The organism is Enterococcus moraviensis ATCC BAA-383, assembly GCF_000407445.1.
GTDB classification, from domain to species: domain Bacteria; phylum Bacillota; class Bacilli; order Lactobacillales; family Enterococcaceae; genus Enterococcus_L; species Enterococcus_L moraviensis.
On sequence record NZ_ASWB01000001.1, the window covers coordinates 592,979 to 606,063 of the forward strand.

Sequence of the window (13,085 nt, forward strand, 5' to 3'; positions counted from 1 at the left end):
GTTCATCCTTTTCTGTTTATGTTTTTGTTATATGGGTTTCATTAAATCCCAAAATAGTGCCTAATCCGGTCAAAACTTCTGACAGAGCAGATTCTACTGAGGAAACATCCCCTGTGATTACAACTGAACCGCTAAAGCGATCAATGAAGCCGATAGAGATATCACCAGCTTTAGTGGCAATATCAACAGCAATGATTGCCGCTTCACTAGGGGTGATCGTTAAAATCCCGATTGCATTCGTTTGAACATCGACTAATCCGAGTTTTTCGTAAATTTCAGGATTAGGATTAGCAATAATATGGGCTAGTGTTATTTGCTTGCCGGGTACGTATTCTTGAATCATTCGTTGTTTTTCAGTCAAACAGCTCACCTCTTTTTTACTAGTTAACAGTAACATGATGTATCCTTTAAAGAAACGTTCTTATTTAACCTTGTCTAGAATGTCTTCGATTGCTTTTTTAGTCGGAACTCTTGGGTTTGTTGCGGTACAGCCATCAAGCATAGCTCCTTCAGCAATCTCCGACTTGAATTTTTCAACGGTTTCTGTATTTACGCCTGCTTGTTTTAATGTTGTTGGGATTCCTAATTGTTTCTTTAATTTTTCAATCCCTCGAACCAAATGTTTCACACCTAATTTTTCTGTTGACTTTTCATACCCAATTAATTCAGCCAAGTAAGCATATTTGGCTGCCGTTGGTTGATTATAGGCTTGCTATGATTTACCGTAGCCTGCATTATATTGTATCACTTCACTTAATAAAATCGCATTCAAACGTCCATGAGCTACGTGAAGTTTAGCACCAGCAGCATGGGCGATGCCATGATTAAGTCCTAATGAAGTCAAATTAAATGCCATTCCAGCCATGCAAGAGGCATAATGCATTTTCTCTCGTGCCTCTAGGTCTGATCCATCTTGATAACAACGTACTACGTAATCAAATACAAGTACAACGACTTTCTCACACAAGGCATCAGAAAAATCATTTGCTTTTGTTGAAACATAGGCTTCTAATGCATGAGTCAAAACGTCCATTCCTGTATCCGCCGTGATATTTCTCGGAGCACTGATGACTAATTCAAATGCAAGATACGTTTCATCTGGCTGAATTTCAGCTGTGACTAAAGGATATTTAACCCCTTTGTCCTGATTGGTGATTACCGAAAAATTGGTTACCTCAGAGCCTGTCCCACTCGTTGTCGGAATCACAATAAATGTCAGATCTTCGATTTTCCCCAGTTGCTTCCCGAAAAATTTCATTGCTTTTGCTGCATCAATCGGCGAACCGCCACCTACTGCAATCAGTAGTGTCGGGGCAAAAGATGCCATTGATTCAATCCCACTTATAACGTTTTCAATTGGCGGATCGGGAATCACGTTGCTAAAGATTTTTAGTTCATTTTGCTCTTGTAAGTGCATTGTAATAGTCTCTATTTTATTCGATTGAACCATAAATGGGTCTGTCACAATAAAAATCCGCTGATTTTGGTAGCGATTTAATCCTTGCAAGACATGTTCTCCAATATGAAGTTTGGTTGGAAAAGTAATTGTTTCCATCGGATTCTCCTTTCGTTTCTTCAAAAAAAGCCGCAAAAAAGACAACGATCATCTTTTCAGCAGCTTCTTTGCTTGCTTAAAAAACACTACTTTGTGTTTTTTGTATTTACTTTTATAGATTATTCATTTTTAACCACAAAAAATAGGCCTGATTCACCGTTGTACTTCATCGTACATACACCACATTTTCGTGCTTACTAATCAAGATTGTTCTCTCTTAAAAAGTAATCGTTATGTGTTCTATTGTTTTGCCTCGAAACAATAGTACGGAATGTATTGATTTAGAAAGACCTGACTTATAGCAGTAATGCTCTTCACAGTGGCGGGACCGTATTGGAATCGAACCAAACTTCCATCTAAATAAATACCTATTCAATTTCTACATTTGTATTATAGCACAATCAAAAAAAGAAACAAGTTTTTATTAAAAAAAATATTTTATCCCCTTTCCACCAAATTCAACCTATTTTTGGTTATAATGAAGCAAACGAATCTTGTAAAAAAAAAGAAGGTGCCAAATGAAAACAGAACGATTATTAGCAATCATCATGATTTTACTTGAAAAAAAACAAGTCAGTGCTTCCAAATTGGCTGAAATGTTAGAAGTGTCCATGCGAACAATTTATAGAGATATCAACTCGCTAAGTGAAGCTGGAATTCCCGTAACTTCTTTTCCTGGTGTCAATGGTGGAATCCAAATTATGGATAACTATAAAATAGATAAACAATTTTTTACGTCATCTGATATTACCTCTTTGTTGATTGCGCTAGAAAGCTTATCTAATAACGTATCCCCTATTCAAACAAGCCAAACGTTTGAGAAACTAAAAACGTTAGTACCCAGTCAATTTCTAGATGAAATCGAATTTAAAACGAATCAAATTGTAATTGATTTAACACCATGGACCAGCAACCATACGTTACAACCTTTTTTAGAGGTAGTAAAAGCTGGAATGGATCAACAACGTGTACTTTCTTTTGATTATGAGGACAATCAAGGAAGAAAAACTCAAAGAACAGTGGAACCTTATCGTCTCGTTCTAAAGGAAATCAGCTGGTATTTACAAGCATATTGCTTAGAAAAAGCTGATTTTAGAACGTTTAAAATTTCTAGGATGAGTGAATTAGCATTAGTAGCGTCACATTTTGATCTTCGAGAATTTAAAACAACAGCGCTAGGAAAAGAGCCATTCTACGGTAAAGAATTCACAACAATCACATTGAAAGTAACCCACAAAATCAAGGAACAGTTGTGTGATAAATTTGGGCAACTACCATTTTCCCCTACGGATGATCCTGAAAAGGTGATCGTTGACTTTCCTTTTATGGAAGATGACTTTGGCTATCATCTTCTTTTAGGTTTTGGCTGTCAATGCGAGTGTATACAGCCAAAACACGTGAGAACTGAATTAAAACGACGTCTTACAGATATGTTGGCGATGTATCAATAAAAAAAGCACCTCAAATTGGATAGTGTTTATCCAATTTGAGGTGCTTTTTAGATTATTTCTTTTTCTTACCGCCGAAAGCATCTTTCATTTTATCGAAAAAGCCTTCTTCTTGTTGTTCACTTACGCTTTGACCACCCGCTTTAGCAAATGTACGAAGTGCTTCTTTTTGTTCATCGTTTAAATTTTTAGGCGTGATGATTTTCACTTTTACATGTTGATCACCATTGGCACCTCCACGTAAGCGTGGTGCTCCTTTGCCTCTTAAACGGAAATTCGTTTCTGTTTGAGTACCAGCAGGGATTTTTAGTTTTACATCACCATGCACAGTTGGTACTTTGATTTCATCACCAAGTGCTGCTTGAACAAAACTTAATGGTAAATCATAATAGATTTCTGACCCTTCACGATCAAAAATATCACTTTCTTCTACATTGAATACCACATATAAATCACCGTATGGTCCACCATTCATGCCAGCTTCACCTTGGTTTGCCAAACGCATTTGTTGTCCATCCTCAACTCCAGCAGGAACATTGACTTTGACTTTATGCGCTTTTTTCTCATGACCAGAGCCATGACAAGTTGGACATGGTTCTTTGATTTCTTTTCCTGTTCCATGACAAACATCACACGTTTGACGACTCATTACACGACCAAGTGGCGTTTGACGTTCCACATTGATTGAACCAGATCCGTGACATTTATGACACGTTTCAGGATGCGTACCAGGTTTTGCTCCATTACCACCACAGGTTTCGCAGTTATCTTCACGGTTGTACTTGATCTCTTTTTCTACACCAAAAATTGCTTCCTCAAACTTCAGGTTAACAGTATATTGTAAATCGGCCCCTTGTCTTGGAGCAGTCGGATCGACACTACGTGAACCTCCACCAAAGAATGAATCAAAAATGTCCTCAAATCCACCAAAACCACTGCTAGAAAAACCGCCACCGCCGAAGCCGCCAAAACCACCAGCGCCTCCACCGTAGTTTGGATCTGTTCCCGCATGCCCATATTGATCATAAGCTGCTTTCTTTTGAGGATCGCTCAATACTTCATATGCTTCAGAAACTTCTTTGAATTTATCTTCTGCATCCGCTTCTTTATTGATATCTGGGTGATATTGTTTTGAAAGCTTACGGTAAGCTTTTTTTATTTCATCATCTGACGCACCTTTTGCAAGGCCTAAGACTTCATAATAATCTCTTTTCGTAGCCATTAGTTCCCCTCCAACTATTATTCCATTTATTCTAAAAAAGAATCGACGCTAACTTATTTGTATAAAAACATCGTTGTAATCATACCACAAATCACGCAAAAGAAAAATAGCTTCACTTAATTTGCCTTTCAACTTCTTCTACAAATAAAGATAGGCAAAGACCAAAGCGATGACTTTGGTCTTTGCCAGCTTGTTAACGATCAATGATTATTTGTCGTCGCCTTCTACTTCTTCAAAGTCAGCATCTACAACATCATCTGCTCCACCTTGTGCAGCTTCAGGATTTTCTTGCGCTTGTTGTTGCGCTGCTTGTTCATAAAGTTTTACTGTTAAGTTTTGTACGATTTCGTTTAATGAATCACGTTTTTCTTTCATTTGTTCGATATCGTTCGCTTCAACAGCAGCTTTCAATTCATCACGAGCGTCTTCTGCTTTTTTCACTTCATCAGCATCTACTTTGCCTTCTAATTCTTTCAATGTTTTGTCAACAGTGAATAACAAAGCATCCACATCGTTACGTAGGTCAACTTCTTCTTTACGTGCTTTATCTGCTTCAGCATTTGATTCTGCATCTTTCACCATGCGTTCGATTTCATCATCTGATAAACCTGAAGAAGATTTGATTGTGATTGTTTGCTCTTTTTGAGTTCCTAAATCTTTGGCACGTACATTTACGATACCATTTTTATCGATATCAAAACTTACTTCGATTTGAGGCACACCACGAGGAGCGGCTGGAATATCAGTTAATTGGAAACGACCTAATGTTTTATTATCAGCAGCCATTGGACGTTCACCTTGTAATACGTGAATATCTACAGCTGGTTGATTGTCAGCGGCTGTTGAGAATACTTGTGATTTACTTGTAGGGATCGTTGTATTGCGATCGATCAATTTAGTAAATACGCCACCCATTGTTTCGATACCTAATGATAATGGTGTTACGTCTAATAATACGACATCTTTCACATCACCAGTGATAACGCCACCTTGAATTGCTGCACCCATTGCAACAACTTCATCTGGGTTAACTGATTTGTTTGGCTCTTTGTTTGTTTCTTTACGAACAGCTTCTACAACAGCTGGAATACGTGTTGATCCACCAACTAAGATTACTTCATCGATTTCAGATGGGTTCAAACCAGCATCTTTCAAGGCTTGACGTACTGGAGTTTTCGTACGTTCTACTAAATCACTTGTTAATTCATCAAATTTTGCACGAGTTAAGTTCATTTCTAAGTGCAATGGACCAGCATCTCCTGCTGTGATAAATGGTAAGCTGATTTGAGTTGACGTAACGCCTGATAAATCTTTTTTCGCTTTTTCAGCGGCATCTTTCAAACGTTGAACAGCCATTTTGTCTTTAGATAAGTCAACGCCATTTTCTTTTTTGAATTCTGCTACCATGTAGTCGATGATTTTATTATCAAAGTCATCCCCACCTAGTTCGTTATCTCCAGCAGTTGATAATACGTCGAATACGCCATCACCTAATTCAAGGATCGATACGTCAAATGTACCTCCGCCAAGGTCAAATACTAAAACTTTTTCATCTTTATCGGTTTTATCTAAACCGTAAGCTAATGCTGCAGCTGTCGGTTCGTTAACGATCCGTTCTACTTCTAAACCAGCGATTTTACCAGCGTCTTTCGTTGCTTGACGTTGTGCATCATTGAAGTAAGCTGGAACTGTGATAACCGCTTTATCCACTTTTTCGCCTAAATAGTCTTCTGCGAATCCTTTTAAATATTGTAAGATCATTGCAGAAATTTCTTGTGGTGTATAAGATTTGCCATCTGCTTCTACTTTGTAGCCAGCTTCGCCCATATGACGTTTGATTGAAGCAATTGTATGTGGGTTAGTCACTGCTTGACGTTTTGCCACTTCACCAACTTGGATTTCACCATTTTTAAATGATACTACTGAAGGTGTTGTACGGTTACCTTCTGGGTTGGCGATGATTTTTGCTTCTCCGCCTTCTAATACTGCAACTGCTGAGTTTGTTGTTCCTAAGTCAATACCAATAATTTTACTCATAATTAATGATCTCCTATCTTCTATTTTAATTTTTTTCAATTTATATTATACAAACATTGTATTATGCTGCTACTGGGCAACGATAACCATGCTTGCTCGTAAAACACGATCATGTAACTTATAGCCTTTTTGCAAAACTTCAACGATTGTATCGGCAGGTGTTTCATCACTTGCAGGAATCGTTTGGACTGCTTGATGTAAATTAGGATCAAATACTTCACCCATTGTCGGGATTTCTTCGATACCTTCTTCTTTCAATGCAGCTTGTAAACTTTCAAGAACCATCGAGATTCCTTTTTTCAAGCTTGCGCCTTGCTCGTCATCTACTTCAATTGCCATTGCACGTTCTAAATTATCAAGAGAAGGCAATAATTTTTTACCTAAATCCTGTGAACGGTAACGAACAAGTAGCTCGCGTTCATTTTTGAAACGATTGCTCATATTGGCAATTTCAGCACGGGCTCTTAAAAATTTATCTTCCATTTCTGATAAATCAGCTTGCGCTTTTTCTAATTCAGTCATCTCAGTTTCCGTTTCAGAACCCCCGGAATCATCAATTGCTTCTGTGCGCTCTTCTTGAATTTCTTCATTTGTTTCTTCTTTATTACTCACTCTGGCAACTTCCCTTCTCATTTCCGTAGAATTATTAGAATTCTATATATTTAACTTTTTACTTATTCATCAAGAAAACGATAATAAGCACCAAGTTTTGAAGCTAATTCATCGCGGAATACATCCACGAGGCCAAACATTTTTGAATACGGCATGCTAGTAGGTCCTAATAAAGCAATCGTTCCTTTGCCATGTCCTGTTACTTCATATGTCGCGGTAATCATACTCATATTGTCCAGTAAATCATTTCCTATCTCTGATCCAATACGAATTGCGATCGGTGATTCTGCTTCTGCGGTTAACAAATGCGTGATAGCATCTGTATTTTGCATAAAGGAATAAACTGATTTTAATTGATCGATATCTTGTTTTATACCAAAATCTAACACATTCATTCGACCACTGACGAATACTTTTTCTTCGAATGCATGACCTAACATTGCATCGAATAAATTCATCATGCCATCTGGTGTTTGAAAATAACGGTGTAAAATCATCGGGATTTCCGTTCTCAAGCGATGGTAAACTGTTAATAACGGTTGCCCAACAAGCTTGTCGTTAATGATTTGTGTCATTTTTTCAAGATCTTGGCTAGAAACTGAAGCTGGAATGGCAAATACTTGGCTTTCAACATTCCCTTTATCTGTGACGATCACAGCAATAATCTGACGATCATTTAAAGGAACGATCCGAAATCCAGTTAGTCTACGTTCTTTCACTTCAGGACCTAAAGAAAAGGCAGTATAGCTAGTCAAATTTGAAAGAATTTCAGCAGATTGTTCGATAATATCGTTGATTTCATGAAACTCTCTACCAAATGAATGACGAATCGTCTCTAATTCTTCTCGTTCGACTTCAGCTGGGCTGAGTAAATGATCCACATAGTAACGATAACCATCCATTGAAGGAATTCTACCAGAAGACGAATGCGTCTTTAGTAGTAATCCATGTTCTTCTAAGGCTTTCATATCATTACGAATCGTTGCAGAACTTGACTTAATCCCTTGTTCCATCAATTTCTTTGACCCTACAGGATTTCCTGTATTCGTGTATTCTTGGATGATAAGTCGCAAAATATTCTTTTGTCTATCTGTTATCATAATTACCACCCTTCATTAGCACTCATGTTATTCAAGTGCTAATACAATTATTAATATAGCAAGTTCTTGTTTAATTGTCAAGAGAAAAACACACTTTTTTAGCACTCTTCATCATCGAGTGCTAAATCAATAAAAAAGAACGAAAATAGATCTTGTATCACTCTACTTTCGTTCCTTATATACTTACTTTTCCTTATCAATTAGAAAAGCTTCAAACACATCATTTCCTACAAATAGTCCTTGTTCAGTTAACTGGATAGATTCTTCATTTTCCAGAAGCAAACCTTTTTGAATCAATTCTGGTATCGTTTTTTGATATACTTGATTTAACCCCAGCCCAAACTTCTCTTGGAATCGAATTTTTGAAACCCCTGCTTTTTTTCGTAACCCTAAGAATAATTCTTCTTCCATTTGATTATTCAAGGTCAGAATCTCTGTTTCAAGCGTCGGCAATTGATTGTCACGCAATGGTTTTAGATAATGCTGGATTGGACCATGATTTTTATAACGGGTATGGCCTAAATAACCACTAGCTCCTGCACCGAATCCATAATAATGATCATTATTCCAGTAAACTAGATTATGTTGACTCTCTTGTCCCTTTAAGGCAAAATTACTCACTTCATATTGATGACGTCCTGCTTTTTCCATAGCAACAATCGTTTCCTCAAACATTTGCGCTTCCACATCTTGATCTGGCAATTGTAAACGTCCTTGACGCACCCAATTCATAAACATTGTCTTATTCTCCAAAATCAAAGAGTATAACGAATAATGAGGCAAATCAAGCTCGATTGCACGTTTCAAGGTATCTCTAAAGCCTTCTAAGGTCTGACCTGGCAATGCATAAATCAAATCGATACTGACATTTAGAAAATCTTCTTTTTCCAAGAATTTCATCGTTTCATAAACATCTTCTGCCGTATGTTTGCGTCCGATTTTTTTCAATAGCTTATTATCAAATGTCTGAACGCCCATAGATAAACGATTTACACCATATTCTTTCATTACCAGTAACTTTTCTTGCGTTAAATCACCTGGATTCGCCTCGATTGTAAATTCATTTGCTGGATCAATCGGTAGTAATTCACGGACACCTTTTAACAATACGTCTAACTGCTTAGCTGATAAAGACGTTGGTGTTCCTCCTCCTATATAAATCGTTTCGGTCGTCTTGCTCGGATATTGCTCTTTGGTCAAACGAATCTCTTTTAAAAGACTTTGAATATATTCATCGACTGGCTGACCTTCCAAAAATACTTTATTGAAGTCGCAGTAAAAACAAATATGTTCGCAAAACGGAATATGTATGTAAGCTGAAATTTTTTTATTTTGGTTTTCCAATTTTTTATTCCTCCAATTTAGAAGTCTTCTATTTATAAACCACTATATAGAAGACGTCTCTTATCTTAACATATCCCATCATAAAATAGTTTAAATCGAATCAACAAATTTTTCTTGTAAAGATTTATAAAAATAAGCCTTTGTACACAAATTAAAGAAGTACTAATTAAATGATTCGCTACAATATGCTCAACACGTTCTATTCTATATGCTACTATAGCTATTTTCATTTACTCTGTACAATAAAATAGAAAAGGAAGAGGTCCTAATCACCTCTTCCTTTCCTATTTCACCTTTGTCTCCATCACATTCTAGTAGCCGGAGCTGAAGAAGACCATAAAAATTTATTAATAATTTTTTGTTACTAAGTTGTCTTACTTTTTATTGAATATTATCGCTGGTGTCAAGACTTATCTATTGTAGTTTTCTCCATTTGATGCAATCACTTGCTTATACCAATAAAATGACTTTTTCTTTTTACGCATTAAACTTCCTTTTCCTTCATTGTCACGATCAACATAAATAAAGCCATAACGTTTTTTCATTTCACCCGTTCCAGCAGAAATTAAGTCAATACATCCCCACATTGTGTAGCCAATAAGTTTTACGCCATCATTAATGGCTTCTTCCATAACTTTTATATGTTCTTTTAAATACTCTATACGGTAATCATCCAACACTTGACCTGTCTCATCTATTTGATCAGCAGCACCTAATCCATTTTCTACAATCATCAGTGGAACACCATAACGATCATTTAGCTTATTTAGAACATATCGCAAGCCTTTCGGATCGATTTGCCATCCCCAGTCACTTACTTGTAGATAAGGATTCTTTACACCTCCAAGAACATTGCCTGAAGTCTTTTCTTTCGCCTTGTCTACAGTCACACAATTACTAGAATAATAAGAAAAAGTATAGAAATCAACCGTTCCATCTTTGAGAAGCTGTGCATCTTCTTTATATGGAACATCGATATCTTTATTTTTCAAATACTGAATCATAAAGTCAGGATACTCCCCTTTAACTTGAACATCTCCACAAAAATTATTGATGTGGTTGTCTTTTTGCTGAACTAGCAATATATCTTCTGGATTTGGTGTCAAAGGATACATTGTAACATGAGCAATCATGCAACCAAATTGAAAACTAGGATTAATTTTACGTCCTTCAATAACAGTTTTAGCACTAGCTAGAAAAACATTATGCAATGCTTGATAACGCATTTTTTCGTCATCTAAAGATCTTACTACATTCCCTTTTTCATCTGTGTGCAATATCCCTAAAACATTCTGATTTCCAAACGGTAACGTTGCAAAGTTTATTTCATTAAAAGTCAACCAATAGCTGACTTTGTCTTTGTATCTTTCCATCACGGTTGTTGCATAATGAACAAAATAATCAACTACTCGTTTATCTGAAAAACCGTTATATTCTTTCGCTAGATAAAAAGGCATTTCAAAATGACTCAATGTTACAAGCGGCTTTATACCATATTTACGACATTCATCAAAAACGTTGTCATAAAAGGCTAAACCAGCTTCATTTGGCTTCTCTTCATTTCCTTTTGGAAAAATGCGGCTCCAAGCTATGGAAAGACGAAATACTTTAAAGCCCATTTCTCCTAACATCGCAATATCTTCTTTATAATGATGGTAAAAATCAATCGCATCATGACTAGGATAATACTTATCCGGAAGTATCTCCATATCAAAGACACGAGGCGTATTTACCCCACCACCACGCATATGATCACAAATACTATCACCTTTACCGTCAATATTCCAAGCACCTTCACATTGATTGGCAGCAGTTGCGCCACCCCATAAAAAATCTTTTGAAAAACCCATATTCATTCCACACCTTTCCATTTACACCATTAAAGTCAATAACTCATCACCAACATTAGTTGTTGAATCATTATTCGGTACGATTTCATGATAATCTTTAGTGTTCGTAATGATTACTGGCGTTTCTAGTGTATAACCTTCTTTAACAATTGCCTCAATATCAAAGGTTACTAGCAAATCACCTTTAGATACTTTTTGTCCTTGTTCTACTATTGTTTCAAAATATTTACCATCTAATCGAACAGTATCCATACCTAAGTGAATTAAAATTTCGCTTCCTTTATCTGAAATAATTCCAATTGCGTGCTTAGTTGGAAAGATAGTCATTACAGTACCATCACAAGGTGAATATAATTTCCCCTCTGATGGTTCAATCGCAATTCCTTTGCCCATAATTTCTTGAGCAAAAGCATCATCTGATAAATCAGACAAAGGAATCAAGTTCCCTTTTAATGGGCTATTTAAAATTTCTATGTGATCTTCTTTCAAAATGTTATCTTCTATTTTTTCCTCAATTTTGTCATCTTTAAATACGAAAAAGGCTAAAACAAAGGCAACTGCTGAGCTAACAGCAATAGCAATAATCGTATTAATTAAGTTATTAAAATTATTTGCGGCAGGATCAATATTACCTGGTAAACCAAAGATTCCCATACCGCCCATGTTATATACTTTAATGTCCAATAGCCCTATAATACCGCCTGCAACACCGCCACCAATACAAGAAATAACAAACATCTTGATACGCGGTAAGGTTACTCCATAAATTGCTGGCTCAGTTACACCAAAAATCCCAGAAATGAAAGCTGGAATGGCAACCTCTTTCAATTTTTTATCTTTAGTTTTCAATAAAATAGCTAAAACAACAGCGATTTGAGCGAATGAAACAACCTTAACAATTGCCATGAACATATCTGGCTGACCAGAAATAATATTCATAATCGATGGCATCATTAATACAATATGAACACCAAACAACACAAATACTTGCCAGAAAGCACCAATAATGATGCCAGCTAAAACAGGACTCAATACAATTAAAGCGTTAATGCCATCTCCTAAAATGCCACCAACTGCATTAGCAAATGGTCCTACCAAGGTATATCCAATTGGGACTGCGATAACTAAAACTAACAAAGGTACTGTGAATGATTTAATTGATTTTGGCAACCTTTCAATCAAGAATTTTTCTAAGGGTGCTGCAAGTAAAATAATCAAAATAACTGGTAACATGCTGGATGTGTAGGTAACATTCATTTTATAGCCAAAGAAATTCATGTCTACCCCATTAATAGCCGGATGACATAAAATTGCACCGATCGTCATGCCAAGATAAGGATTCATGCTAACTTTTTTAGCTGTATTGTAACCAATAATGATTGGGAAAAAATAAAACATAGCATCCCCAATAGAATCAAACAGTGTGAAAAAAGAGCTTTCAGCAGAATAGAGGCCTACCAATTCCAACAAAGTATTTAAACCTTTGATAATTCCAGAGGCAGACAAAATTGCAATGGACGGCAGCATAATACCAGAAACGATATCGAAGAATTTTTCCATAATCGTCATTTTTTTAGTGCTTTTTACTACCTTCTTTTCATTAGAAATCCCTGCTAATTCACATACAACTTGATATACATCAGGCACATGAGTTCCAATAACAACTTGATATTGTCCACCAGAGCGCATGACTGTTACAACACCGTCCATTTTTTTCAGAAGTTCATCATTTGCTTTTGATTCATCAGCTAGCTGAAATCTTAACCTAGTTACACAATGCGTTAATGCGATGATGTTGTCTTTCCCACCAACATTTTCAATAATATTTTTTGCTAATTCTTTATAATGACTCATTTTTAATTCCTCCGCTTAATTTTTTTTAGCGGTTTGGCCAACTGAATGTTACCACCCTTTTTT

Annotated in this window: 9 protein-coding genes, 1 pseudogene and 1 riboswitch; of the genes and pseudogenes, 1 reads left to right on the plus strand and 9 read right to left on the minus strand. The window is 36.3% G+C overall.

Annotated features, from left to right (window positions below; translation table 11 throughout):
* Positions 1–16: 16 nt before the first annotated feature.
* Positions 17–361 carry an ethanolamine utilization microcompartment protein EutS gene (gene eutS, locus I586_RS02830; RefSeq protein WP_034701420.1) on the minus strand — a complete coding sequence of 115 codons (345 nt, stop codon included), beginning with the start codon at positions 359–361 and terminating at the stop codon, positions 17–19.
* Between the two features lie 60 nt (positions 362–421).
* A pseudogene (locus tag I586_RS02835) lies at positions 422–1,555 on the minus strand (1-propanol dehydrogenase PduQ).
* Positions 1,556–1,788: 233 nt separating this feature from the next.
* Positions 1,789–1,933, minus strand: a riboswitch (adenosylcobalamin (AdoCbl) riboswitch).
* 140 nt (positions 1,934–2,073) lie between these two features.
* On the opposite strand from I586_RS02835, the gene I586_RS02840 reads away from it, so the two are divergent.
* Positions 2,074–3,006, plus strand: coding sequence for a helix-turn-helix transcriptional regulator (locus I586_RS02840; protein WP_010764679.1), 933 nt, complete (start codon positions 2,074–2,076; stop codon positions 3,004–3,006).
* 52 nt (positions 3,007–3,058) lie between these two features.
* Here I586_RS02840 and dnaJ read toward each other — a convergent pair whose 3' ends face one another.
* The 7 genes from dnaJ to I586_RS02875 all read right to left on the minus strand — a co-directional run bounded on the left by dnaJ (position 3,059) and on the right by I586_RS02875 (position 13,022).
* The gene (gene dnaJ / locus I586_RS02845; RefSeq protein WP_010764678.1) at positions 3,059–4,225 is read right to left on the minus strand and encodes a molecular chaperone DnaJ; all 1,167 of its coding nucleotides are present in this window, start codon (positions 4,223–4,225) and stop codon (positions 3,059–3,061) included.
* Between the two features lie 207 nt (positions 4,226–4,432).
* Positions 4,433–6,262 (minus strand): molecular chaperone DnaK, encoded by a 1,830-nt coding sequence (gene dnaK / locus I586_RS02850; RefSeq protein ID WP_010764677.1) that lies wholly within the window; start codon positions 6,260–6,262, stop codon positions 4,433–4,435.
* Between the two features lie 69 nt (positions 6,263–6,331).
* Positions 6,332–6,895: a nucleotide exchange factor GrpE gene (gene grpE / locus I586_RS02855; protein ID WP_071868118.1), complete on the minus strand. Its 564-nt coding sequence runs from the start codon at positions 6,893–6,895 to the stop codon at positions 6,332–6,334.
* A gap of 41 nt (positions 6,896–6,936) precedes the next feature.
* The gene (gene hrcA, locus I586_RS02860; protein WP_010764675.1) at positions 6,937–7,974 is read right to left on the minus strand and encodes a heat-inducible transcriptional repressor HrcA; all 1,038 of its coding nucleotides are present in this window, start codon (positions 7,972–7,974) and stop codon (positions 6,937–6,939) included.
* A 183-nt stretch (positions 7,975–8,157) separates the two neighbouring features.
* Positions 8,158–9,318, minus strand: a complete 1,161-nt coding sequence (gene hemW / locus I586_RS02865; protein ID WP_010764674.1) for a radical SAM family heme chaperone HemW — start codon at positions 9,316–9,318, stop codon at positions 8,158–8,160.
* 410 nt (positions 9,319–9,728) lie between these two features.
* The gene (locus I586_RS02870) at positions 9,729–11,168 is read right to left on the minus strand and encodes a glycoside hydrolase family 1 protein (protein ID WP_034701423.1); all 1,440 of its coding nucleotides are present in this window, start codon (positions 11,166–11,168) and stop codon (positions 9,729–9,731) included.
* Between the two features lie 21 nt (positions 11,169–11,189).
* Positions 11,190–13,022: a beta-glucoside-specific PTS transporter subunit IIABC gene (locus tag I586_RS02875; RefSeq protein ID WP_010764672.1), complete on the minus strand. Its 1,833-nt coding sequence runs from the start codon at positions 13,020–13,022 to the stop codon at positions 11,190–11,192.
* Positions 13,023–13,085 lie beyond the last annotated feature (63 nt).